Origin of the sequence: Bradyrhizobium sp. BWC-3-1 (assembly GCF_032917965.1) — a bacterium.
Classification (GTDB): domain Bacteria; phylum Pseudomonadota; class Alphaproteobacteria; order Rhizobiales; family Xanthobacteraceae; genus Bradyrhizobium; species Bradyrhizobium canariense_D.
In genome coordinates, this window is the sequence record NZ_CP136625.1 from 845,893 (window position 1) to 871,176 (window position 25,284).

General features: G+C 60.0%; 22 protein-coding genes and 1 pseudogene. 19 read left to right on the forward strand and 4 right to left on the reverse strand.

The window, feature by feature from the left end; translation table 11 throughout:
- The first annotated feature begins 27 nt into the window (after positions 1-27).
- Positions 28-825: a substrate-binding domain-containing protein gene (locus RX329_RS04125; protein WP_018453165.1), complete on the forward strand. Its 798-nt coding sequence runs from the start codon at positions 28-30 to the stop codon at positions 823-825.
- A gap of 120 nt (positions 826-945) precedes the next feature.
- On the opposite strand, the gene RX329_RS04130 is transcribed toward RX329_RS04125, so the two are convergent.
- Positions 946-1,125: a hypothetical protein gene (locus RX329_RS04130; RefSeq protein WP_143273402.1), complete on the reverse strand. Its 180-nt coding sequence runs from the start codon at positions 1,123-1,125 to the stop codon at positions 946-948.
- 36 nt (positions 1,126-1,161) lie between these two features.
- On the opposite strand from RX329_RS04130, the gene RX329_RS04135 reads away from it, so the two are divergent.
- From RX329_RS04135 to RX329_RS04200, 14 genes and pseudogenes are all read left to right on the forward strand, one after another.
- Positions 1,162-2,481: an MFS transporter gene (locus tag RX329_RS04135; protein ID WP_026232474.1), complete on the forward strand. Its 1,320-nt coding sequence runs from the start codon at positions 1,162-1,164 to the stop codon at positions 2,479-2,481.
- A gap of 62 nt (positions 2,482-2,543) precedes the next feature.
- A complete protein-coding gene (locus RX329_RS04140; protein ID WP_018453168.1) occupies positions 2,544-3,581 on the forward strand; it encodes an isocitrate/isopropylmalate dehydrogenase family protein in 1,038 nt (345 codons plus the stop codon).
- Between the two features lie 4 nt (positions 3,582-3,585).
- Positions 3,586-4,908: an MFS family transporter gene (locus tag RX329_RS04145; protein ID WP_018453169.1), complete on the forward strand. Its 1,323-nt coding sequence runs from the start codon at positions 3,586-3,588 to the stop codon at positions 4,906-4,908.
- A 75-nt stretch (positions 4,909-4,983) separates the two neighbouring features.
- Positions 4,984-6,642, forward strand: a complete 1,659-nt coding sequence (locus RX329_RS04150; RefSeq protein ID WP_018453170.1) for an acetolactate synthase large subunit — start codon at positions 4,984-4,986, stop codon at positions 6,640-6,642.
- 73 nt (positions 6,643-6,715) lie between these two features.
- Complete coding sequence (locus tag RX329_RS04155; RefSeq protein ID WP_143273907.1) at positions 6,716-7,084, forward strand: phasin family protein; 369 nt, start codon at positions 6,716-6,718, stop codon at positions 7,082-7,084.
- Between the two features lie 40 nt (positions 7,085-7,124).
- Complete coding sequence (gene acs, locus RX329_RS04160) at positions 7,125-9,179, forward strand: acetate--CoA ligase (protein WP_240543312.1); 2,055 nt, start codon at positions 7,125-7,127, stop codon at positions 9,177-9,179.
- Positions 9,176-9,703, forward strand: coding sequence for an inorganic diphosphatase (gene ppa, locus RX329_RS04165; protein ID WP_018453173.1), 528 nt, complete (start codon positions 9,176-9,178; stop codon positions 9,701-9,703). Before acs ends, ppa begins: the two co-directional genes overlap by 4 nt.
- Before the next feature lie 21 nt (positions 9,704-9,724).
- On the forward strand, positions 9,725-10,339 hold the full coding sequence (locus RX329_RS04170) for an adenylate kinase (protein WP_085361182.1): 615 nt from the start codon (positions 9,725-9,727) through the stop codon (positions 10,337-10,339).
- Complete coding sequence (locus RX329_RS04175; protein ID WP_018453175.1) at positions 10,336-11,508, forward strand: iron-containing alcohol dehydrogenase; 1,173 nt, start codon at positions 10,336-10,338, stop codon at positions 11,506-11,508. Before RX329_RS04170 ends, RX329_RS04175 begins: the two co-directional genes overlap by 4 nt.
- 21 nt (positions 11,509-11,529) lie before the next feature.
- Positions 11,530-12,204, forward strand: coding sequence for a poly(R)-hydroxyalkanoic acid synthase subunit PhaE (locus RX329_RS04180; protein WP_039798611.1), 675 nt, complete (start codon positions 11,530-11,532; stop codon positions 12,202-12,204).
- The gene (phaC, locus tag RX329_RS04185) at positions 12,201-13,322 is read left to right on the forward strand and encodes a class III poly(R)-hydroxyalkanoic acid synthase subunit PhaC (protein ID WP_018453177.1); all 1,122 of its coding nucleotides are present in this window, start codon (positions 12,201-12,203) and stop codon (positions 13,320-13,322) included. Before RX329_RS04180 ends, phaC begins: the two co-directional genes overlap by 4 nt.
- Positions 13,322-15,244: an acyl CoA:acetate/3-ketoacid CoA transferase gene (locus tag RX329_RS04190; RefSeq protein WP_085361112.1), complete on the forward strand. Its 1,923-nt coding sequence runs from the start codon at positions 13,322-13,324 to the stop codon at positions 15,242-15,244. Before phaC ends, RX329_RS04190 begins: the two co-directional genes overlap by 1 nt.
- A gap of 4 nt (positions 15,245-15,248) precedes the next feature.
- Positions 15,249-16,175, forward strand: coding sequence for an alpha/beta fold hydrolase (locus tag RX329_RS04195; protein WP_085361111.1), 927 nt, complete (start codon positions 15,249-15,251; stop codon positions 16,173-16,175).
- A gap of 62 nt (positions 16,176-16,237) precedes the next feature.
- Positions 16,238-17,665: pseudogene (locus RX329_RS04200) on the forward strand (NAD-dependent succinate-semialdehyde dehydrogenase).
- 240 nt (positions 17,666-17,905) lie between these two features.
- Here the strand turns inward: RX329_RS04200 and RX329_RS04205 are convergent.
- A complete protein-coding gene (locus RX329_RS04205; RefSeq protein WP_085361110.1) occupies positions 17,906-18,784 on the reverse strand; it encodes a GNAT family N-acetyltransferase in 879 nt (292 codons plus the stop codon).
- A gap of 278 nt (positions 18,785-19,062) precedes the next feature.
- Between RX329_RS04205 and RX329_RS04210 the strand changes: the two genes are divergently transcribed.
- The 3 genes from RX329_RS04210 to RX329_RS04220 all read left to right on the forward strand — a co-directional run bounded on the left by RX329_RS04210 (position 19,063) and on the right by RX329_RS04220 (position 22,057).
- Positions 19,063-19,986 carry a 2-hydroxyacid dehydrogenase gene (locus tag RX329_RS04210; RefSeq protein WP_085361109.1) on the forward strand — a complete coding sequence of 308 codons (924 nt, stop codon included), beginning with the start codon at positions 19,063-19,065 and terminating at the stop codon, positions 19,984-19,986.
- Positions 19,987-20,000: 14 nt separating this feature from the next.
- On the forward strand, positions 20,001-20,357 hold the full coding sequence (locus RX329_RS04215; RefSeq protein WP_085361108.1) for a cupin domain-containing protein: 357 nt from the start codon (positions 20,001-20,003) through the stop codon (positions 20,355-20,357).
- A gap of 242 nt (positions 20,358-20,599) precedes the next feature.
- Positions 20,600-22,057, forward strand: coding sequence for an NAD-dependent succinate-semialdehyde dehydrogenase (locus RX329_RS04220; protein WP_085361107.1), 1,458 nt, complete (start codon positions 20,600-20,602; stop codon positions 22,055-22,057).
- Between the two features lie 238 nt (positions 22,058-22,295).
- On the opposite strand, the gene RX329_RS04225 is transcribed toward RX329_RS04220, so the two are convergent.
- Positions 22,296-22,985 carry a haloacid dehalogenase type II gene (locus RX329_RS04225; protein ID WP_085361106.1) on the reverse strand — a complete coding sequence of 230 codons (690 nt, stop codon included), beginning with the start codon at positions 22,983-22,985 and terminating at the stop codon, positions 22,296-22,298.
- A gap of 316 nt (positions 22,986-23,301) precedes the next feature.
- Between RX329_RS04225 and RX329_RS04230 the strand changes: the two genes are divergently transcribed.
- Positions 23,302-24,678 (forward strand): aspartate aminotransferase family protein, encoded by a 1,377-nt coding sequence (locus RX329_RS04230; protein ID WP_026232478.1) that lies wholly within the window; start codon positions 23,302-23,304, stop codon positions 24,676-24,678.
- A gap of 93 nt (positions 24,679-24,771) precedes the next feature.
- Here the strand turns inward: RX329_RS04230 and RX329_RS04235 are convergent, their stop codons facing one another.
- The gene (locus RX329_RS04235; RefSeq protein ID WP_018453188.1) at positions 24,772-25,248 is read right to left on the reverse strand and encodes an Lrp/AsnC family transcriptional regulator; all 477 of its coding nucleotides are present in this window, start codon (positions 25,246-25,248) and stop codon (positions 24,772-24,774) included.
- Between the last annotated feature and the right edge of the window lie 36 nt (positions 25,249-25,284).

The following is a 25,284-nucleotide window of genomic DNA, read 5'->3' on the forward strand; positions in this document are numbered from 1 at the left end:
GAATAATTGCATCGAAGGAAATTGCCGATGAGCGTGACGATCGTCGTGCGCAGGCGAGTTGCGCTAAGCTTGCTGATTGTCTTGGCGGCCGCGGCTGGAATCGCCAAGGCGTCCGAAGTCAGGGTCATGATCTCGGGAGGCTTGGCGACGCCTTATAAGGAGCTCGTACCGCAATTTGAACGCGCGACGGGAAATACGGTCGTCACGGCCTATGGCCCCTCGATGGGAACGACGGAGAACGCCATCCCCGTGCGACTGGCACGCGGCGAGGCGGCGGACGTGCTCATCATGGTCGGCGACGCGCTTGGCGAGATGATCGAGCAGGGCAGGGCGGTCAGAACCAGCCGCGTCGACCTGGTACGCTCGCCGATCGGGATCGCGGTACGCGCCGGAACGCCAAAGCCTGATATCGGTACTCCTGACGCATTGAAGCAGGCACTGTTGAACGCGAAGTCAGTTGCATACTCCGACAGCGCCAGCGGCGTCTATGTGGGCACCGAGCTGTTCAAGCGTCTCGGGATCGCCGCCGAGATGAAGGACAAGGCCAAAATGATTCCGGCGGAGCCGGTCGCGAGTGTTGTTGCACGCGGTGACGCCGAACTCGGCTTTCAACAGATCAGTGAACTTCTGCCGATCGCTGGAGCCGACCTTGTCGGGCCGCTCCCGCCAGACGTCCAGAAAATCACGATCTTTTCTGCAGGCATAACCTCCGGTGCCAGTCAGCCGGAAGCCGGACGGGCTCTGATTGCCTTCCTCGCTTCCGCTGCTGCTGCTCCGGCCCTGAAAAAAGCGGGTCTCGATCCCTTTGCAGCATCGGAGAAATAGACCGCTTCAGATCTGCGCGAGGCGGACGATTCCAGCGAAGGGGGACTTGATAATGAAGCAGTATCTCAACAGCTTCGGCGCACGCCAGACACTTGTCGTCGGTGCAAAGAGCTACGCCTACTATTCGCTTGCCGCAGCGGAAAAGAATGGCCTTCCCAGCATCTCCAGAAGCTCGCGATCGAGATCCGCGAGTCCGATGGTGCGAATAAGGCCATCATACCCTTGACCTGCCGCATCGATACGCTCGACGAGCTCGAATATTTCCGCAACGGCGGAATTTTTCAATACGTCCTGCGCCAACTCGCTGCCTGACCGTCAACCCGAAACGAGGACGCCATGCCAACGAATTCCGCGCCGCTACCGAGGATCGAAGCGGAAACCATGCGCCGCATTACATGGCGCCTGCTTCCGTTTTTCATGGTGTGCTATTTCATTTCATACGTTGACCGCGTCAATGCCGGGTTTGCGGCCCTGCAAATGAACAAGGATCTGGGCCTGACGCAGGCTGCCTTCGGGGCGGGCGGGGCGCTGTTCTATATCGCCTACATTCTTTTCGAGGTCCCCAGTAATCTGGCGATGCAGAAAGTTGGCGCGCGGATCTGGATCGCGCGCATTATGATCACATGGGGGATAGTCGGTATTCTCTCCGCTTTTGCGGTAGGGCCGATTACTTTTTATCTGAGCCGCTTCTTGTTGGGTGCAGCGGAGGCCGGGTTCTTTCCTGGTGTGATCCTGTATCTGACCTTCTGGTTTCCGGCGGCCTATCGCGCACGGATCGTTGCGGTTTTCATGGTGGCGATACCGCTATCGAGCTTTTTGGGATCGCCAATATCCGGCGCTTTGCTGGCGATGGATGGCGTGCTCGGCCTTCGTGGTTGGCAATGGCTTTTCATCGTTGAAGCCATTCCGGCCGTCCTGCTCGGCCTGGTCTCGTTCTTCGGGCTTCCGAACAAACCCGCTGATGCAAAATGGCTCGAGCCGGAGGCGCGCAATTGGCTCGACGCGCGCCTGCAGTCGGAACGATCGATGGCGAAGCAGGTCGGCCACATGTCGCTGTGGCAAATTCTGACCAACAAATATGTGCTCATCCTCGGTTTGATCTATGCGGGAAGCTCGGCCACGAGCAACGCGTTGTCGCTGTGGCAGCCTCAGATCGTGAAATCGTTCGGGATGTCCAACATGGAGACCGGCTTCCTGAATGCCATCCCATTTGGCATCGCCTCCGTTGCGATGATCTTTTGGGGAAGATATTCGGACAGGTCGAACGCCCATGCCCAAAACACCGCAATACCACTTGCGTTATGCGCAACGGCGCTGCTTGCGACCATGCTCACGAGCTCATTACCCGTGACGCTTGCTATTCTGAGCGTGGTCTTGATCGGTAATTATTCGATCAAGGGACCATTCTGGGCCCTGGCGACTGGGACACTCTCTCCGGCAACTGCTGCGGCCGGAATTGCCGGCATCAATACCCTGTCGCACATCGGCACTTCTGGCGCGGTGTGGCTGCTCGGCGTCATTAAGGAGGCGACGGGTAGCTTCCCCATGGCCTTGATACCGCTGGCTTTGCTTCAAATCGCCGGGATCATCGCGGTGCTTTGGATCAGCAAGCAGGAAACGCTACCCGCCACCTCCGCCGCAAGCCCCGTACATTGAGTGCAAGGCAGCATGTCTGACATTCACAAAACCCCGCGGCTCTCATCTTCGAGGACACAGTAATGCCTGCTCAATCCAAAACGAAGCGGCCCGCTACGCTCATTCCAGGCGATGGTATCGGCCCCGAGATCGTGAAATCGGCCGTCGACATTCTCGAAGCGCTCGGCTCTCCATTCGAATGGGACATCCAGCAGGGTGGCCTGGCCGCGATCGAGGAAAGCCGTGATCCGCTGCCGCAGGCGACGCTGGACAGCATCCGACGTACGCGGCTCGCCCTGAAGGGCCCGCTAACGACGCCGGTGGGGGGAGGATTCCGCTCGATCAATGTTCGTCTGCGCGAAGAATTCGGCCTTTACGCCAATTTGCGGCCGGTTCGAAGCATGGTTCCCGGAGGACGATTCGACGAAATCGATATCGTGCTGGTGCGCGAGAACCTCGGCGGGCTCTATGTCGCTTTCGAACACTATATTCCAATTGGGGAAGATCCGCACGCGGTCGCCATTTCGACCGGGGTCAATACGCGTGAAGGATCGCGCAAGATCATCGAATTCGCATTCGACTACGCGCTCAAGAACGGTCGCAAGAAGGTGACCGTCGTGCACAAGGCCAACGTGCTGAAGGCGCTGACCGGCATCTTTCTCGAGGTCGGTCACGAGGTTGCAAAGAAGTACGAGGGCAGGGTCAAGATGGACGATCGCATCGTCGATGCCACGGCGATGCAGCTCGTCATGAATCCCTGGCAGTTCGACGTCATCGTCACTACCAATTTGTTCGGTGACATCCTGTCGGATCAGCTCGCCGGTCTGGTCGGCGGCCTCGGCATGGCGCCCGGCGCCAACATCGGTCCGGATGCGGCGATCTTCGAGGCCGTGCACGGCTCGGCACCGGATATTGCCGGCAAGGGAATCGCCAATCCGCTCGCTTTATTGCTGGCGGTCGGGCTGATGCTGGAGCACATTGATCAGCCTGATCTCGCAAACCGTCTTAGAACGGCAATTGATCAGGTCTTGCGCGAGGACGGCGTTCGCACGCCCGATCTGGGCGGCAAAGCGTCCACTGGCGACTTCACTCAAAGCATCATCCGTCGATTGGGAGGGTAAGCAAATGACCGCTGTTGCTGCATCGCACCCGGCAATCCCCGCTGACAGCACGGCGCAAAAGCTGTCGCGTATCAAGGCGATTGTGGCTGCGTCGTCCGGAAATCTGGTCGAGTGGTACGACTTCTATGCTTACGCATTTACCTCGATCTATTTCGCGGCGGCGTTCTTCCCGTCTGGCGACCAGACCAGCCAGTTGCTGGCGACGGCCGGCATTTTCGCCGTAGGGTTCTTCATGCGGCCGCTCGGTGGCTGGCTGTTCGGCTGGATCGCCGATGCGCATGGCCGCAAGAATTCGATGGTGCTGTCGGTGCTGCTGATGTGCGCGGGATCGCTGATGATCGGAATGCTCCCCACGTACCAAACAATCGGCGCCGCGGCGCCGGCGCTCCTACTGTTTGCGCGCATGGCACAAGGCCTGTCGGTCGGCGGGGAATATGGAACGGCGGCAACTTATATGAGCGAGATTGCCGGCAAGGGCAACCGCGGGTTCTATTCGTCATTCCAGTATGTCACGCTCATCGGCGGGCAACTTCTCGCACTCCTCGTTGTCGTGGTTCTGCAGCAAACCTTGTCGCTCGACGAGCTGAAGGAATGGGGATGGCGGGTGCCTTTCCTGTTCGGCGCCGTCGCGGCCGTTGTGGCGTTGTATCTCCGCCGCTCGTTGCAGGAGACGGCCTCGGCGGAGACCATGCACCGCAAGGAGGCAGGTTCTCTCTCCGGCCTCTGGCATCATAAGCGCGCGCTGCTGATCGTTCTCGCATTCACGATCGGCGGATCGCTATTTTTCTATACGTTTACGACCTACATGCAGAAATTCCTGGTCAACAGCGTGAAGCTGGATGCCAAGACGGTCAGCTCGATCATGACCGCTGCCCTGATCGCCTTCATGCTGCTGCAACCGGTGTTCGGGGCGCTATCGGACAGGATCGGCCGGCGCAACAACATGATCCTGTTCAGCGCATGCGCTACCCTCGCTGCGGTGCCGCTATTGATGGCATTGTCCAGCACCACCAACGTCTACGCCGTTTTTGGCCTGATCATGATCGGTCTTGTGATTGCGTGCTTCTATACCTCGATCAGTGGCGTCGTGAAGGCCGAACTGTTTCCGCCCGAGGTGCGCGCCCTAGGCGTCGGACTTCCCTACGCGATTGCCAATGCGATGTTCGGCGGAACGGCGGAATATGTTGCATTGTCGCTGAAATCGTCCGGATACGAAACCCTGTTCTTCTGGTACGTCGCGGCGATGGCGCTGGTCGCCCTGGTCGCGTCGCTCTGGATGCCGGATACGCGGACGCGAGGCTATCTCGACGGCGATGGCCGGATCTGAACTGAAACACGACGGCCCCGTCATGCCTGCGACGGCGTCCGGAGAGCATTGAATTCGAATGGGAGAGACGCGCTGATGGCCAAGGGATCAGATTTGTTGGTTGCCGCACTCGAGAACGAGGGCGTCGACCGAATTTTCGGCGTTCCCGGCGAGGAGAACCTCGATGTCGTGGAAAGCTTGCGCAACTCGTCGATCAAGCTGATCCTGACACGCCACGAGCAGGGCGCGGCCTTCATGGCCGCGACTTATGGACGGCTGACCGGCAAGCCCGGCGTGTGCATCACCACGCTTGGCCCTGGCGCATTGAACCTGACGACTGGCGCCGCCTACGCGCTGCTCGGCGCCATGCCCATGATCATGCTCACGGGCCAGAAGGGCATCATGAGCAGCCGACAGGCCAAATTCCAGATCGTCGATGTGGTTAGCGCTTTCAAACCGTTGACCAAGCTGTCGCTCCAGATCGTCAGCACAAGCGGCATTCCGACAATCGTTCGCGATGCCTTCCGGATCGCCATGGAAGAGCGTCCGGGTCCGGTTCTTCTGGAACTGCCCGAGGACATCGCGGGCGAGGAATCCGAAGACGTCGCGATGGTGGCGCCGCATCCGATCGAGATCCCGGTCGCCCATCGTGCCTCGCTGGATCGCGCTGCCGACATGATCCTCAAGGCCAAGCGGCCCTTGATCATGCTCGGCGCCGCCGCGTCCCGGCCGCGCAGCACGGCCGGCATCGGCGGCTTCGTCCGCCGCACGAAAATTCCGTTCTTCACCACACAAATGGGCAAGGGAACGGTACCCGGCGGCAGCAACCTCTACATGGGGACGGCTGCACTCAGCGAGCGCGATTACGTTCATGAAGCGGTCGACCGAGCCGATCTGATTATTGCCATAGGTCACGACACCATCGAAAAGCCGCCCTTCATCATGGGCCCCAAAGGTCCTCAAGTCATCCACGTCAGCTACACGCCGGCCAACGTGGAGCGGGTCTACTTTCCGCAGTGCGAAGTGGTCGGCGATGTTGGACCGAGCCTGGAGTTGCTGGCCGATCGTCTCGAGGGGCGGCTGCATCATGCCGGCGCGCTGTTAAGCCTTCGCGAAAGTATCCTGGCCCGGATCGGCGATCGCGCGACCGAGGACCGTTGGCCCCCGACGCCGCAACGCATCGTGCACGATGTGCGAAAGGTCATCCCTGAAGACGGCGTCGTCGCGCTGGATAACGGGATGTACAAGATCTGGTTCGCCCGCAACTACCGCACCTATGTGGCGAACACGCTGCTGCTGGACAATGCCCTCGCGACAATGGGCGCCGGGCTGCCATCCGCCATGATGGCGGCGATGCTGCATCCGGAACGCCGCGTGCTCGCGGTCTGCGGCGACGGCGGCTTCATGATGAATTCGCAGGAGATGGAAACCGCGGTTCGCCTTAAATTGAATCTCGTCGTGCTGATCCTGGAAGATTCGGCCTATGGCATGATCCGCTGGAAACAGGCGGTCGATAGTTTCCCGGACTTTGGCCTCACGTTCGGGAATCCGGATTTCGTCAAATACGCCGAGAGCTACGGCGCGAAAGGCTCGCGGGTCGAAAGCACGGATTCGTTGATTCCGACGCTCGAAAACGCTTTCAAAGGTGGCGGTGTGCACCTCGTCGTCGTGCCGATCGACTACAGCGAAAATACCCGCGTGCTCGTGGATGAACTTCGCGAGAAGCTGAAGCAGGTTATTGAGCCGACCGTGTGAGCCGTCGGCGAGGGCCGATTGATGAGCTGAGCTGAAATTGGCGTGGTCGCAAGCGCCGGCAATGGAGAGTGCAATGAGTGAGCAGATCAACGAGCAGGCTGAGAAGATGCGGGAAATGGCGCAGACCACGCTGGACAAGGCGAAAGAGGCTGTGTCGAAATACATAACCGAATCCCAGAAGTTGAGAGAGAAGGCCGATTCCAGCGTTCGCTCAACCTATTCGGCGGCGAAGGAGATGAACGAAAGAGCCGTCGCGTTCGCCGAGGAAAATGTGGCTTCGGGCTTCGAGCTTGCGCAACGGCTGTTGCATGCCAAGGACCCGCAGGAAATGGGTGCAGTTTATCAGAGCCATCTCAAGGAGCAGATGGAAAAAATGAACGCGCAGTTTCGCGAGCTTGCAAGTGCAATGAACCAGCCGTCGACTGTTGACCTGAATAAGTAGCGCCGGTCGCCTCAGAGCGAAATCAATCGCTGATCACAGGATGTTGCCTGCACGCGTTCCGAGCGCGGACGATGCATCATCCGATCAAGACAATCGCATCGCAGTGCGTCGGGGAGGCTCCAAGGTGGGCACGGAAAAGTCAGATACGCTGATCCATGACGTGCCGGCCGGCTGGGCACGGCGGGCTCATGCTGACGCTGCGAAATACAGCAGCATGTATGCTTCGTCGGTGTCGACGCCGGATGCTTTCTGGGCGGAGCATGGCAAGCGGATCGACTGGATCAAGCCGTTCACGAAGGTGAAGAATACCTCCTTTGCGCCCGGCAAGGTCTCGATCAAGTGGTTCGAGGACGGCACCACGAATGTGGCGATGAACTGCATCGACCGGCATCTTGCCCGGCGTGCCGGTCAGGTCGCGATCATCTGGGAGGGCGACGATCCCGCCGAATCCAGGCACATCACCTACGCGGAGTTGCACGATCAGGTCTGTCGTTTCGCGAATGTCCTGAAAAGTCACGGTGTGAAGAAAGGCGACACCGTCACGATCTACCTGCCCATGATTCCGGAAGCCGCCTATGCCATGCTCGCCTGCGCGCGAATCGGGGCGGTCCATTCCATCGTGTTCGGCGGGTTCTCGCCGGATGCCCTGGCCGGACGTATCGAGGGCTGCCAGTCCAAAGTCCTGGTCACCGCCGATGAGGGGCTGCGCGGCGGGCGCAAGGTACCGCTGAAGGTCAATGCCGACGATGCGCTGAAGAAGGTGGCCGGCATCGTGAAGACGATGATCGTGGTCAAGCGCACCGGCGGTGGCATCGACTGGGTCGACGGCCGCGACGTCTGGTACGCGGACGAGGTGGCAAAGGCCTCGGCCGACTGCGCGCCGGTCGAAATGAACGCGGAGGATCCGCTATTCCTTCTTTACACGTCGGGTTCAACCGGTGCTCCAAAGGGCGTCGTTCACAGCACGGGTGGCTATCTCGTTTTTGCGTCGATGACGCACCAGTATGTGTTCGACTATCACGACGGCGACATCTACTGGTGCACCGCCGATGTCGGCTGGGTCACCGGCCACAGCTACATCGTCTATGGGCCGCTGGCCAACGGCGCGACCACGCTGATGTTCGAGGGGATCCCGAACTATCCCTCAACATCGCGCTTTTGGCAGGTCGTCGACAAACACAAGGTCAACATCTTCTACACCGCGCCGACCGCCATCCGTTCGTTGATGGGTGCGGGGGAAGAGCCGGTCAAACAGACCAGCCGTGCGTCGCTGCGCTTGCTCGGCTCGGTGGGCGAGCCGATCAATCCGGAAGCGTGGGATTGGTATCACCGCGTGGTCGGCGATGGACGTTGTCCGATCGTCGATACCTGGTGGCAGACCGAGACAGGCGGCATCTTGATCTCGCCGCTTCCCGGCGCGACGGCTTTGAAGCCCGGTTCGGCAACCCTGCCGTTTTTCGGAGTGATGCCGGAAGTGGTGGACGCAAGTGGTGCCGTGCTGACCGGCGCATGCGAAGGCAATCTCGTCATTGCCGATTCCTGGCCAGGCCAGATGCGCACGGTCTACGGCGACCACGAGCGCTTCATGCAGACCTACTTCGCGACCTATCCGGGCAAGTATTTCACCGGCGATGGCTGCCGGCGCGACGCCGACGGCTACTACTGGATCACCGGCCGCGTCGACGACGTCATCAACGTATCCGGTCATCGCATGGGGACAGCCGAAGTCGAAAGCGCGCTCGTCGCACATCAGAAGGTTTCCGAAGCCGCTGTTGTCGGTTTTCCGCACGACATCAAGGGGCAGGGCATCTACGCCTACGTCACCTTGATGTCGGATGCGGAGCCCTCCGGAGAGTTGCGCAAGGAACTAGTGGCCTGGGTCCGCAAGGAGATCGGACCGATCGCCGCACCCGATGTCATTCAGTTTGCGCCGGGCCTGCCCAAGACCCGCTCTGGAAAGATCATGCGTCGTATTCTGCGCAAAATCGCCGAGGACGAAGTCGGCGCGCTCGGGGACACCTCAACCCTGGCGGATCCGGCGGTGGTCGATGATCTCATCAAAAACCGCCATAGCCAAAAGGCGGCGCGGAAATGAATATCGACGCGATTTCGATCGGCGACAATCCCCCGGAGGACGTCAATGTCATCATCGAGGTTCCGATCGGCGGTGAACCGATCAAATACGAAATGAACAAGGCGGCGGGCGCGCTGTTCGTCGACCGCTTCCTGTATACGCCGATGCGCTATCCCGGAAATTACGGCTTCGTTCCGCACACGCTTTCGGACGATGGGGATCCGATCGACGTGCTCGTGGCCAATTCGCGGCCGATCGCTCCTGGCGCCATAATCAATGTGCGGCCGATCGGCGTGCTCAAGATGGATGACGAGGGCGGCGGCGACGAGAAGATCATCGCCGTGCCGATGCCGAAACTGACGATGCGCTACGCACACGTCAACGGGATCGCCGACATGCCGCAGATCGCGATCGAGCAGATCCAGCACTTCTTTGAACACTACAAGGATCTGGAGCCGGGGAAGTGGGTGAAGGTGATCGGATGGGGCGACAGTGCCGAAGCGCGCCGGCTGATCGTCGAGGCCATCGCGCGGGCAAAGAGCTGAAACCGAGATATGGGCAATGATATGAGACTGGTTCTGTTGGGGCCGCCAGGCGCAGGTAAGGGCACGCAGGCGACGAGGATCGTCACTCGATTTGCGATCCCGCAATTGTCGACCGGCGACATGCTGCGCCAGGCGGTTGCGGAAGGCACGGCTGCGGGATTGCGCGTCAAGCACATCATGGATCGGGGTGAACTTGTGCCCGACGACGTCGTGGTATCGGTGATCGCTAATCGTATCGACCATTCCGATGCGGTAAGCGGCTTTATCCTTGACGGCTTCCCGCGCACGGTCGCGCAGGCCGAAGCGCTCGATCAGGAACTCGCCACCCGGGGCATCAAGCTCGATGCGGTGCTTGAGCTCGAGGTCGACGAAGATGCGCTGCTCGACCGCATCAAAGGGCGCGCCGACGATGCGGCAAGCCGAGGCGAGCCGGTGCGCCGCGACGATAATCCCGAGGTCTTCAAGACCCGGCTCAGCGTTTATCGCGAGCAAACCGCGCCGGTCACGGAATACTACCGGTCGCAGGGACTGCTCAACGTCGTCGACGGTTTGCAGCCGATTGACGCCGTGACCGAACAGCTCGCCGCGGCGCTTGCGGCAGTAACGTCCGATCAGATCAGGAGTGATGTCAGATGAAAGCGTTTACCTTCCAGGCACCCCCCAACATCCTGTTCGAGGCAGGCGCATCGAAAAAGCTGGCGGAGTTGGTCGCTGGATACGGGGCAAAACGTGTTCTGCTGGTCACGGATAAGGGCGTACGCAATGCAGGCCTGACCAGAAACGCCGAGGCTGGCCTGGTTGCCGGCGGCTGCGAACTGACGATATTCGAAGATGTGGAGGCGGATCCGCCGTCGCATATCATCGAGCGGGCGGTCGCACTGTGTCGTGACAAGGACATCGAGCTGGTTGCCTCAATCGGCGGCGGCAGCGCGCTCGATACCGCGAAGTTGGTGGCCTATCTGGCCAAAACGCCTGATCGCCTCGAAGATATCTACGGCGTCGGCCTTGCCAAGGGCGAACGCCTTCCGCTGCTGCTGGTGCCGACAACGGCCGGAACGGGCTCGGAGGTGACCCCGATTGCGATCGTCACCACGCCGACGACCGAGAAAAAGGGCGTCGTTGCGCCCCGCCTGCTCCCGGACTGGGCGATCCTCGATCCGGAGCTGACGCTCGGCCTGCCGCCGCATGTCACCGCGGCGACCGGCATCGACGCCATGGTCCATGCGATCGAAGCCTATACCAGCAAGCACCGGAAGAATCCGATGTCGGACCAGTTGGCACGGCAGGCTCTCGCCCTGCTGTCGGCGAATGTCCGGACGGTCTGTGCGGACGGATCTAATCTCGAAGCGCGGTCGCAAATGCTGCTGGGTTCGATGCTGGCCGGCATGGCGTTCGCCAATTCCCCGGTCGCCGCCGTGCACGCGCTGGCCTATCCGATCGGCGCGCTGTTCCACGTGCCGCATGGCCTGTCGAATGCCTTGGTGCTGACCCAGGTGCTGCGGTTCAATTTGCCGGAGGCGGAAGGCCTCTACGCCGAACTGGCGCCGATCGTCGATCCCAAATCGGAAGGAATGAGCGTCAGCCAGCGGGCACGGCTGTTCGTCGATGCGATCGCGGCGATCTGCCGGGATTGCAACGTGCCGGCCTCGCTGGCCGATGTCGGCATTGCGAGGGGTGACCTGAAGAAGCTCGCCGAGGATGCGATGAAGCAGACGCGGCTTCTCGTGAACAATCCGCGGGAATTGAGCTTCGACGATGCGCTGGCGATCTACACCGAGGCGTTCGGCAACCGCGCGGCGGCCTGAGCGGCACAAAGAGTGAGCAGCATGAGCGAGAACGACAAATCGGCTTCCGCTGATTCCGATCCCGGCCTCGAATGGGCGAAGCTGTGGCAGACGATGGCCGAATCCTCGAACCGCATGGTCGAGGCGTGGTCGGGGTCGATGGCACCGTTCATGCTGGCGCGTCTGTCGGAAAAGCCGGGTGGTTTTGGCGACGGCAACGAACTGTCGGCAGCGATCGAGCGGATGGCGCAGGGGCCGCGGCTGGCCGACGTCTGGGACATCGACCGGAAAATGGCGTTGGCCTTTGGGGCCTGGATCGAGATGCGCCAGCGGCTTGCGAGCTACAATGCGGTTGCTGCCGCTCCATGGCCTGAAGCGTCGAAGCGGTTTTACGAGACGATGTCCGCCACCGGTAGCGATGGCTCCCCGCATCCGGAGTGGCGCGAGGCGTTCGCCAAATGGAGCGAAATCTCCAACGAGGAACTGATCCGGAATCAGCGCACCGACGGCTTCTTGCAAGCTCAGAAGGAACTGCTGCAGGCGGGATTGAAGTTACGGAGCCGGCAGGATGATGTCGCTGAGGCCGCGTCAGCCATGTTGGGGCTGCCGACCCGCAAGGATTTCGACGACGTGACGCAGCAATTGACCGAACTCCGCCGAGAAGTCCGTACGCTCGCCCGCCAGATCCGCGACCAGAAGAGCGAAGCCGCACGATGAGCGATCAGGAGAACCAAACCTCGCGCTTCGCCCGGGACATGGCGGCCAACGCCGAGAAGATGTTCAAGGCGACACAGTTGATCGCCAATACGCGGGATGAAGACGTCGCCATCGGCACGACACCGAAGCATCTCATGATGCGCCGCGACAAGGTCGAGCTGTTCCATTATGAGCCGATGGCGGAAGCGACGGCGAAGACGCCCGTCCTTTTGGCCTACGGCCTGATCGGGCGGTATACCATGGCTGATTTACAGCCTGACCGCTCGCTGGTGCGCAGCCTTCTCTCAAAAGGGCTCGATCTCTGGCTGATCGACTGGGGCCAGCCGGGCCGAACCGAGCGATGGCTGAAAATTGATGATTACGTCGATGACTACATCGATGCCGCAGTCGACCGCATCGCGCAGGAAACCGGCCATGACAAGATCACGCTGCTCGGCATCTGCGAAGGCGGCGTCTTTACGACGTGCTACACCGCTCTGCATCCGGAAAAGGTCAAAAATCTCGTCATCACCATTACCCCAATCGACTTCCATGCCGATGTCAAGGACAAGGCCGCGCACCACGGCTTCCTCAACCTTTGGACCCGCAGCCTCGATCCTGATGACATCGACAAGCTGGTCGATACTTACGGCGTGCTGCCGGGCGAGTTCATGAGCTCGGTGTTCTCGATGATGACGCCGATGCGCTCACTGACGAAATACAATGTCGATCTCATCGACGTCGTCGATGACGAGGCCAAGTTCATGAATTTCCTCCGCATGGAAAAGTGGCTCGCGGACCGTCCGCATCATCCTGGCGGAGCGGCGAAGCAGTGGCTGAAGGATCTCTACCAGGAGAACCGCCTGGTCGATGGCAGCTTTGAACTGTCCGGCCGTCGGGTCGATCTGAAGTCTATCACGGCTCCCGTGCTGAATGTTTTTGCGTTGGATGACCATATCATTCCGCCGGACTGCTCGCGCGCGCTCGGAGCGAAGATAGGCAGCACGGATTACACCGAAATTCCGCTGCCCGGCGGCCATGTCGGCCTGTTCGTCTCCAGCAAATCGCAGGGCAAGCTGAGCCAGAGCATTGCCGACTGGCTGGTCGCCCGCGACGCCAATCCCGGAAGTGAAGCCTGATGCGCAACAAGATCGTCGACGCCGCCGAGGCGGTTGCCATCATCCGTTCCGGTGACACCGTCGCCTCGTCCGGCTTCGTCGGCGTGGGAACGCCCGATGAAATCATCAAGGCGCTGGAGCGGCGTTTCGTGCAGACCGGAGAGCCGCGGGACCTTTCGCTGGTGTTCGCGGCGGCGCCGGGAGACGGCGCCGATCGCGGCCTCAACCGCCTGGCGCATCCCGGCCTGATCAAACGCCTGGTCGGCGGACATTTCGGCCTGGTTCCGAAGCTCGCCCGGATGGCGGTCGACAATCACGTCGAGGCCTATAACTTGCCGCTCGGATGCGTATCGCATCTGTTTCGTGAAATTGCGGGGCGCAAGGCCGGGCTTCTCTCCAAGGTCGGGCTCGGCACCTTCGTCGATCCGGCCAATGGTGGCGGAAAGCTGAATGCGCGCACCACCGAAGAGCTGGTGCGGATGATCGAAATCGACGGCGAACAATGGCTGTTCTACAAGGCATTTCCCATCAACGTTGCGATCATCAGAGGTACCACCGCCGACCACAACGGCAACATCTCGATGGAAAAAGAGGCGTTGACCCTCGACAATCTGGCGCTGGCAACGGCCGCCAAGAACTGCAAGGGATTCGTCATCGCGCAGGTGGAGCGCATCGCCGCCTCCGGCTCGCTCAATCCGCGTCACGTCAAAATTCCGAGCGTCTTGATCGACTGCGTCGTCGTTGCGCAGCCCGAAAACCATGTCCAGACCTATGCCACGGGTTACAACGGAGCATTTTCGGGCGAATTGCGCGCGCCGGCCGATCGCAATGTTCCGATGGCGCTGGATAACCGCAAGATCATTGCGCGCCGCTGCGCCCTGGAATTGCCGATGGGCGGCGTGGTCAATCTCGGCATCGGCATGCCGGAGGGAGTCGCCTCGGTTGCCGCCGAAGAAAAGCTGTTCGACTTTGTGACGCTGACTGCCGAGCCCGGCATCATCGGCGGTATTCCGCAAGGCGGTCTCGATTTCGGTGCTTCGATCAATGCAGAATCGATCATCGACCAGAACCAGATGTTCGATTTCTACGACGGCGGCGGGCTCGATCTGGCCTGTCTCGGCATGGCTCAGGTCAATGGCCGCGGCGACGTCAACGTCAGCCTGTTCAATGGCCGTCTGGCCGGCGCCGGCGGCTTCATCAACATATCCCAGAATGCGCGCCGGCTGATCTTCGCAGGCACCTTCACCACCGGTGGGCTCAAGACGTCGGTCGTGGATGGTCAGCTCAAGATCCTCAGCGAAGGCAAGTCCTCGAAATTCATCGACAAGGTGGATCAGATCACGTTTTCGGGCCAGCTTGCCGCAACCAACAGGCAGCCCGTTCTCTATGTGACGGAGCGATGCGTGTTCCGCCTCACTCCCGAGGGTCTCGAACTGATCGAGATCGCGCCGGGTATCGATATGGAGCGCGACATTCTCGCGCTCATGGGCTTTCGGCCCATCATCCGCGCGCCGAAATCCATGGATGTTTCGCTGTTCAGCGAGGCCCTGATGCAGCTCGACGACCGGCTGCTCAATCGGCCGCTGGCGGAGCGGCTGTCGTACGATGCCGATCGCAACACGCTTTTTCTCGGACTTGACGGCTATCGGGTCCATAGAGATGCCGACGTCGAGGTAATCCGGGCGTCGATCCTCGAACTCTTCCATCGTGTCGGACGCCGGTTTTCCGCAGTCGTCAACTACGATTCGTCTTACATCGCTCCCGACATGACGGAGAAATGGTTTTCAATGGCCGCCGAGGTCGAGCGGACCTGCTACGATCATGCCTCGCGCTACACCACCAGCGCATTCATGCGCCTGAAGCTCGGCGACGCGCTGGCCCGCCGCGACGTCGCGCCGCATATCTTCGAAACCTCGGCCGACGCCCACCGGTTTGTCGAATAGACCGATGGGGCTGAAATCCACCGAGTTGCGCCCCACGGACTGGCCTGAAGGACGGCAGAGGGCGCCCGACCGCACCGGATCGGTGCGCGGGCTGACCCGGCGCAGCTTCCATCGTATCGCATTCACGGATTGGGGCCCAGCACCCGCGGTGCGGCCGGTGCTCTGCGTCCATGGGTTGACCAGAAACGGCCGCGACTTCGATCACCTCGCCGCAGTTCTCGCAATGGCAGGGCGGCAGGTCGTCTGCCCGGACTTGCCGGGCCGCGGACAAAGCGAACGGCTGCACGACAGCAGCGACTATGCCTTGCCGCAATATTGCAGCGACATGACCGTGTTGATGGCAGCTCTTGGTGCAACGGAGATCGATTGGGTTGGAACGTCGCTGGGCGGCTTGATCGGGATGGTGCTGGCTGCCCTTCCGGGCAGTCCGATCCGTCGCATCGTCATCAACGACATCGGACCCTATCTGCCCTGGACCGGATTGCTTCGTCTCGGTGCCAATCTCAACGAGGCGCCCAAATCGTTTGAGACGATCGAACAGGCCGAAGGCTACTACCGGCGGGTTCTGGCGCCTTTCGGGCGATTGGAGGATGTGCACTGGCGGCATCTGACAACGCATAGCGTGGCCTGGAGCGTGGAGGGGCGCTGCTTCAAGCCGCTGTGCGATGCGAACATCGCTCAGGCCTTTCGAAACCCTTGGCACTACAGCGTCGATCTCTGGAAATACTGGGATGCGATCGATGTCCCCATTCTGGTCATACGCGGGCAGCAATCGGATTTGCTTTCCGAAGGCGTCCTCAAGGACATGATGCGGCGCAATCGCAATGTCCGCGTTCACACCGTCGCGGACTGCGGGCATGCGCCGGCCCTGATCGCTGACGAACAGATCGAGGTCGTGACGCAGTTTCTGAGCGGCCACGACTCCACTTAGCGCTGAATGCTTCATGCCGAACTGCATCATAACGTGTTAATTCCAACCTGGCTGTCTTCATCATGGCTTCGAAACTCACGCTCAAAGATCCGACCCTGTTGCGCGATGCCTGTCCGGTGGCAGGTGCGTGGGTAGCCGCCGATAACGGCGCCACCATCACGGTCGATAATCCCTCGACCGGCGCCGTGGTCGGACATGGTCCCCAACATGGGGATGGCCGAGACCCGGCGGGCGATTGAATTCGCCAACGCTGCGCTACCGGCGTGGCGAGCCCGTACCGCGAAAGAGCGCGCCGTGATCCTGCGACGCTGGTTCGATCTGATGATGGCGAACCAGGACGATCTCGGTGCGATCATGACGGCGGAGCAGGGCAAGCCGCTCGCTGAAGCCAAGGGCGAGATCGCCTATGCCGCAAGCTTCGTCGAGTGGTTCGGCGAGGAAGCAAAACGCGTCTATGGCGATACGATCCCGGGGTTCACGGCCGACCGACGCATCATCGTGCTAAAGCAGCCGATCGGCGTTTGTGCCGCAATCACCCCGTGGAATTTTCCGGCGGCGATGATCACGCGCAAGGCGGGCCCGGCCCTGGCGGCGGGTTGCACCATGGTCGTCAAGCCGGCAAGCCAGACACCACTGTCCGCGCTGGCGCTTGCGCTGCTGGCGGAGCGGGCAGGCGTCCCTCAAGGTGTGCTGTCCGTCATCACAGGTTCGGCGTCGGCGATCGGCGGCGAAATGACCTCCAATCCGATCGTACGCAAGGTGACATTCGCGGGTTCGACCGAAATCGGCAAGAAGCTGATGGCGCAGAGCGCGTCGACGGTGATGCGGACATCGATGCCGCGGTCAAGGGCGCGATGGCTTCGAAATACCGCAATGCCGGCCAGACCTGTGTTTGCGTCAATCGCTTCCTTGCGCAGGACAAGATCTACGATTTGTTTGTCTCGCGTCTGGCTGAGGCGGTTAGTGCGTTCAAGATCGGTGACGGGTTCGAGCCCGGCGTCGCGATTGGTCCGCTGATCGACATCGCCGCCGTGGAGAAAGTCGAAGAGCATGTTTCCGATGCGGTTTCCAAGGGAGCGCGCGTCGCCATCGGTGGGAAGCGCCATGCGCTTGGCCGCACGTTCTTTGAACCGACGGTATTGGCGGACGCCACGCCGGACATGTTGATCTTCCGGGAGGAAGCTTTTGGCCCGGTCGCGCCCGTATTCCGCTTCAAGACTGAAGAGGAAGCGATCCGCCTTGCGAACGATACCGAGTTCGGACTTGCGGCCTATTTCTACGGCCGCGATATCGGACGGGTCTGGCGCGTTGCCGAAGCGCTCGAGTACGGCATCGTCGGTATCAACGAAGGCCTGATCTCGACCGAGGTTGCACCGTTCGGCGGCGTCAAGGAGAGCGGCAACGGCCGTGAGGGTTCGAAATACGGCATCGAGGACTATCTGGAAATCAAATACCTCTGCATGGGTAGCATCCAGAGTTCTGCCACTTGAGCGGCTGCCGGCATCGCGGAACAACGCATGGGCGGAAACCGTTTCGGGCCGTAGCTTGAATGGGGAGGGAGCGGCCACGTAGGGAATAGTCGCAACATTCAGCGGTTTAGTTTTGTTGCTCGGAATATCGAAATTCGCCGCGAAAATTTTTCCGACACTCCGGAATCGAAGTTGCCGAATAAGTGGTCGTTATCATTTATATTCGTGGGACAGGCGCCACTAACAATTCGCTTCACAGGCTCAGCTCAACGCGTGAGCGGCCAATCCGTAGACCCACGGCTCGTTTTCCTTTCGGTTGAGGAATCGCCGCCCCTTGGACATGGTTGTGACCGTCTCGCTGATCGCGAGGCGGCTCTGCTGAAGATAGTCAGCAAACAGGCCCGTCTGCTCCCGGGTATCGACGCGGGCGAAACGGCCGGTGAGATCCTTAAGATGCACGGCCGTGAGATGGATCGCGTCATAATCATTGCTGGCGACAATGGGACCGATCACGTGACCACGCCCGAATTCGCGCTTCATGGAGTAGCCGACGGTCTTGCCGTCGCGGCGCAGTACACAGATTGACGCACCTTCCGAAAGCAGAGCAAGCAGCTCCCGGCGGCTCGTGCCGAACGCGCGCTCATCCAGCGCCGCAATCTCATTGAGAGTTTCGGCTGACGCCGACCTCAATTCGCCATCCAGAACTGATGTCGGTGGAAGGGGTGATACGATCTCTCCCTGCCACTGATACACGACCGCTTCCTTGGTGAAGCCCAGCGACAGATAAAGATGATAGGCAGCATCGGTCGAGTTCAGGGCAAGATTCCGATCCTCGCACCGTTCGAACACCTGTTCCATCAGCCATCGGCCGGTACCTTGTGCTTGGGTGCGCGGCGATGTGAGTACCAGGCCGATGGTGGCGAATTCGCGTCCGTGGGGGAACCACATCGCACTTCCGAAAACGCGCCCGATGCCGTCAACAGCGACGATGCCCTGACCGGCGCGGCGCAGGAAATCCCAGTCCTTTGGCCGATGCGGCCAGCCGACGGCAATCGAGAGCGCGTGGAGCAGCTTCACATCAACGTCTCGAATGTCGCGCGCGACCAATTCGAAGGACTTCAGGCGTACGGATCGTCCCATCTCAGTTCATTCCTTCGCGGAATGCCAACGTCTATGGCTTGTCGTGCTTTATGAACCTGCTGCCCAGTTGCGACAGCAGACGTGTTTGCCGCAGCATTGCACGGAAAGCCAGCAGGTTTCACCTGTTTTGGTGCAAGTGTTCGAAATGTTCGGCATATAGCGCACCGATATTCGGCAGAGAAAGCTTCTGCTTGCCGCTAGGCTGTAGATGTCCGGCGAGCTCGCTGCGCGCCAACAAGTCATCGAGCATCTCGCCGCGTGACACGAAGGGTCCCTAGATGGGGTTTCTTTTCAATTCCGATGCCGCTCGGGGCGCAATTTTCCGCCAGATATTTGCGCGCGAGCTCCCCGATCTGGAATTCTACCAGGGTAGGAAAAGCATCGACCCGGAAAAGGTGCGGTATCTGCTGACCTGGAACGTGCCGGACGACGTCTCGCGTTATCGCAATTTGGAGGTGCTCTTTTCGATCGGTGCCGGAGTCGACCAGTTCGTGCCCGAGATCATACCCGATCATGTGATGCTGGTGCGTATGGTCGAGGATGGCATCATACGCATGATGCAGGAATACGTCGTGCTTGGCGTGCTGGCGCTCCATCGCGAGATGCTCGCATATCGGGAGCAGCAGAGAAGGGGCGAGTGGCAAGATATTGTCACTCCACAGGCGACCGAACGCCGCGTGGGTTTCCTGGGCGTTGGGATGCTGGCGCAAGCGGCAATCGATCGCCTCAAGCCCTTTGGATTTTCCCTTGCCGCATGGAGCCGCAGCAAAAAGGTAGTCGAGGGCGTCACCTGCTTTCATGGCGACGATCGGCTGGGCAGTTTCCTGAGAGGAACGGATATTCTCGTCTGTCTTCTGCCCCTGACGGAGCAAACCCGCGGCCTCCTGAACGCAAAACTCTTCTCGCTTTTGCCGATGGGAGCGCGACTGCTGCATGTCGGCCGCGGCCCGCAGCTCGATCAGGCCGCACTCATCGAGGCGCTCGACAGCGGCCGCCTCGCGGCAGCTATGCTCGATGTCACTGACCCCGAGCCGCTGCCGGAAGGCCATGCGCTCTGGGCACATCCGAAGGTCATGATAACGCCGCACATCGCATCCGTGACGCAACCGCATACGGCGGCACAATCCGTCGTAGAAAACATCAGGCGCCACCGCGCGGGAAAAAATCCGATCGGGCTTGTTGATCGAACACTCGGCTATTAACCAGGGATAATGCCATGTCACTTCTGATTACTATCGATACCGATCCGGACTTCGCACCAAAGAACACCTTGCCTGCTCCGGAACGACTCATTTCGGGCAATCCATCCTTCAAGACCTGGGCGCAGGACGCCTCCAAAGCCGAGAAGGTGCTGACCGGCGTCTGGGAAGCAACGCCCGGCGAGACCCATTCCATCAAAGGCACCACTTACGAGTTCTGCCACATCATCTCGGGTCTCATCGAAATTGAGGAAAAGGGTGGTGAGACCAGGACTTACCGCGGCGGCGACAGCTTCGTGATGAAACCGGGCTTTGTCGGCGTCTGGCGCACGATCGAGACCGTGCGAAAGATCTACGTCAGCGCTTATGACTGAGCGCAATGCTCAGAGCGGTCGAAATCTGGCTTGGCAGAACAATCGACTTTCAAAGTCGCGCCTGACCGGCTTCAGCGCCGTCAGGCAATTCTCGATGAAAAAATGCGGTGTGCGGCCTTTATTGCTCAAATGAGCCGGCTTTGCTCGCCAGTCGCAAATCCAAGAGCGTTCTCGTCGTGCAGACCTGCTCGGTTGGCAAGCAGGAATGGCGGAGTTGGGCCCGAAGGCAAAGGAACATGTAGATGATTGCATTGAAGGACAAGGATCTGTTTCGCCAGCAAGGGCTGATCGGCGGCAATTGGCGAGATGCGAGCGCGAAAGCCACTGTCAATGTCATTGATCCTGCCAGCCAGAACGTCCTTGGTACCATCCCCGATATGGGGCGTAACGAGACTGCGGCTGCAATCAACGCTGCGGCTGATGCGTTCAAAGCTTGGAAGAAGACTACTCATGCAAAACGCGCGGCACTTTTGGAGCGTTGGTATGAGCTGATGCGGCAGCATGAGCAGGATCTGGCGCTCTTGTTGACTCTGGAACAGGGCAAGCCGCTTGCTGAATCGCTCGGAGAAATCCGCTATGGGGCATCCTTCGTAAAATGGTTTGCGGAAGAGACACGCCGGATCAACGGATCGACCATCCCTTCACCCACTGCCGATCGCCGCATTCTGGTGCTGAAAGAGCCGGTAGGCCTCTGCGGGATCATCACCCCCTGGAACTTTCCTAACGCCATGATCACGCGCAAGGTGGCACCTGCGCTTGCTGCGGGCTGCACCGTGGTCATTAAGCCATCTGAATTTACGCCGTTTTCGGCGCTCGCGATCGGCGTTCTTGCGCAGCGGGCAGGGATCCCGGCGGGCGTGATTAATATCGTGACGGGCATGCCCGCGGAAATCGGCCAGGAACTGATGGACAATGAAACTGTCCGCAAGATCTCGTTTACCGGGTCGACTCGCGTCGGCGCATTGCTGATGAAAGGCGCCGCCGCCAACATCAAGAAGCTCAGCCTCGAGCTCGGCGGCAACGCGCCGTTCATCGTCTTTGATGATGCCGATGTTGACCGGGCCGTCGAGGGCGCGATTGCGTCGAAGTTTCGTAATGGCGGACAGACCTGCGTTTGCTGCAATCGCATTCTGGTGCAATCCGGCGTTTACGGTGCCTTTGCGAAAAGGCTCGCCAGCCGGGTCGCAAAAATGAAGGTCGGTGCCGGCACCGAAGAAGGTGTCGAAATCGGACCAATGATCAATGGCGCGGCGATAGAAAAGATCAAGCGGCACGTCACAGACGCCCTGGACAAAGGCGCGAAGATCATCTCGCAGAGCGAACGTATGCCGGAAGGTCGGCAGTATGCGCGCCCCGTCGTGCTCGGTGAGGCAACGACTGACATGCTCTTGGCCTCAGAAGAGACGTTCGGACCAGTCGCGCCGCTTTTCCGCTTCGAGACGGAGGACGAAGCGATCGCGATCGCGAACGGCACGCCCTTCGGCCTTGCCGCCTACTTCTACACTGAAAACCTCAAGCGCTCGTGGCGCGTTGCCGAGGCGCTGGAATTCGGCATGGTGGGCCTGAACACCGGCCTGATCTCGACCGAGGTCGCGCCGTTCGGCGGTGTAAAGCAGTCCGGGCTGGGGCGCGAAGGATCCCAGCTCGGGATAGATGAATATCTTGAGATCAAAACGCTTCATGTCGGCGGATTGGAATAAGGGGGCGATTCCTGGTTTCAGGAGAGGAATCGAAGGGTTCTCCGATTTTGCGGCGGACCGCATCCGCGCGACAACACCATGATGCCTCGACAGCGAAGTAACACAATTCTGTCGGATGAGTAGTTCGAACACAGAAAAAGGGAGCGGTTGAACCGCCCCCTTTATTCATCACGCAACAGTCTCTACTGAAATTTTCGAAGGTCTACGTGCCGCGAAAGAGCCCGAAAAGGATACGCCTTCACGCACTTCTTCGAAGGGGCTCCAAGCCGACTGCGGCGGCGAGCCCGCCGATGTCAGCGACCTCACTGTATTCATAGAAGGGATTCGCGGGCTCATGACCGCGGTTCACCCACACCTTGCTCTTGATGCCCAGGTCGTAGGCTGTCATCAGGTCGTAGCGGAAGGAGGATGAGACGTGGGTGATATCTTCCGGACCGCAGCCAAGCTTGTCCAGCATGTATTCAAAGCCTTTCATGTGCGGCTTGTAGGCGCCGGTTTCCTCGGCCGTGATGACCGTGTGGAAGGGCGCGCCGAGCTTCTCGACGTTCGACATGATGAGGTTCTTCATGGAATTCGACAGGATGACCAGCGGAATCTCCCTGGCAACTTTGGCCAGACCCGCCGGGACGTCGGGGTGTGGACCCCATGTGTGGATCTCTTCATTGATGCGCTGGGCATCCTCCGGCCGAAATACGACACCGTTGCGCTTGCACGCGCGCTCTACCGAATTATGCACGACCTCGAAGTATGGCTTCCACGCGCCAAGAACTTCGTCCAGGCGATAGGCGGCGAAATCCTTGATGAAACTTGCCATCGTCGTGGCAGAAAGCTGGGAGGCGTAGACTCGCCTTGCCGCACCGGCCATGTCGAAATTCGTCAGCGTGCCGTAGCAATCGAAAGTGATATATTTCGGTCGGAACTCGGTCATGTCGTGGTATCCTCCAATCCTCTCGGCACCGCGTGCCAGTACGACAAGCATCATAATGAGCATCGCGTAAGATAAAGCGCCGCTTTCGCTGGAGCCGGAAGCAGATTGTGTCGTATCGGCTCGAAGCCTTGGCAGAGAGTTGCGCCAAGCAACCTTTCGAGTTGAACAGCACCGCCACGCGGCGGACGCCGCCGCGGTATAAGATGCGGCGTCGATCAAAAACGAAAGTCAAAACTCCTTTGGCTCAGGCGCAGCTTGGGAGGAACTGCTGTCGTCGATATCCTACTTTGCGTTTCGGGTTGATATGGAGGCCGAAATGTTGAGCAATTCGCTGATCGAGCTGGACCGCGCACATCTGGTTCACCCGGTCTCATCCTATCGCGGTCACGAGGCCTTGGGTGTGCGGGTGTTAAGATCAGCGAAGGGCGCGACCCTGACCGATGCATCGGGACATCAATTGCTCGACGGGTTTGCTGGTCTGTGGTGTGTCAACGTCGGGTACGGACAAGAGAGCATCGTTGAAGCTGCCACGAAGCAGTTGCGCGAGCTGCCTTACGCGACGGGCTATTTCGGGTTGGGCTCCGATCCGGCCATCCGGCTGGCCGCCAGGTTGGCCGAATTGGCGCCTGGCGATCTGAACCATGTTTACTTCACGCTAGGTGGCTCCGATGCCGTCGACAGCACAATCCGATTTATTCGGTACTATTATCATGCCAAGGGTACGCCGCAGAAGGATCAGTTCATTTCCGTCGAGCATGGCTACCACGGATCGTCGACGGCAGGGTCCGGCTTGACCGCGATCCCCGCCTTTCATGCGGGCTTTGGGGTACCTTATAGCTGGCAGCACAAAATTCCGTCGCACTATACCTATCGTAATCCTGTCGGTTCCCATCCTCAGGCTATCATTGCTGCGTCGGTCGCGGCCCTGCGAGCCAAGATCGCCGAACTTGGCGCAGATCGCATTGCGGCTTTTTACGTCGAGCCAATTCAGGGATCAGGGGGTGTCCTCGTGCCACCGCCATCTTGGTTGAAAGCCATGCACGCCGTTTGCAAGGAGAACGATATTTTGTTCGTAGTCGATGAGGTCATCACTGGCTTTGGTCGTGTCGGCCCATTTTTCGCCTGCGAAGAAGACGACGTCGTGCCGGATTTCATGACCACCGCAAAGGGTCTGACGTCGGGCTATGTGCCGATGGGAGCCGTTTTCATGTCCGACCGCGTCTACAACACGATTGCGGACGGAGCCGGCAAGACGGCCGTCGGCCACGGCTACACCTATTCCGCGCATCCCGTCAGTGCAGCGGTCGGGCTCGCGTGCCTGGATCTTTACGAAAATGGCTTGTTGGCAAACGGCCGAAAGGCGGGGCACCGCCTGATGGAAGGCCTTCGCGCGCTTGCCGATCATCCACTTGTCGGCGATGTCCGTGGTCGCGGCATGCTGGCCGCAATCGAGCTCGTCACGGACAAGGAGCGCAAGACGCCCCTGCCGGCGGAAGCTGACGCCGCGCGCCGCATATTCGACCGCGCATGGGACAACGGTCTCGTCATCCGCGCCTTTGCCCAAGGCGTGCTGGGTCTTGCGCCCCCGCTCTGCTGCACGGATGCGGACATCGACGGCATCATCGAACGAACTCGCATGACGCTCGACCAAACCCTCGAAGACAGGGACGTCCGCGCGGCGATGAAAGGATAATCACTGCGCCTGTCATTCCGAGGCCAGAAAAAGCCTGAGCCGTAGCGCCGGCCCGGCGATCTGCCCATGCTCCCCGGGGTGGAGGATTGTTCTTCAGCTATTGAATATGCTTTCGAGAGGCAGATGGGATTTCACGATCGGGGACTTCAGCACGACAAAACTGAAGTATTTGTCGATTCCGATATCCATCTCGACGAGACGTTCCATCAGCGCTTGATATTCGCTGATTCCCGCTGTGATAAACTTCACCAGGTAGTCATATCCGCCCGAAACCAGATGACATTCGACGACCGAATCTATCTTTTCGATGGTCGTGAGAAAGCGCGCGAAATCGATCTGGCGATGATTTTTGAGCGTGATCTCGGCGAACACAGTCAGAGTTTGTCCGAGCTTGGAGACGTCGATCTGGGCGGAATAGCCGGTGATGAAGCCCTCCGTCTGGAGCCTCTTGACGCGCATCAGGCACGGGCTCGGGGAAAGGTTTATCAGCTCTGCGAGCTCGACGTTGGAAGTCCGCCCGTTCTTCTGCAGTTCGCATAAAATCCTGATGTCGATCTTATCGAGCTTCATAGGCAATGCCATGAGATGGGAGCCATAGCGGCGTCA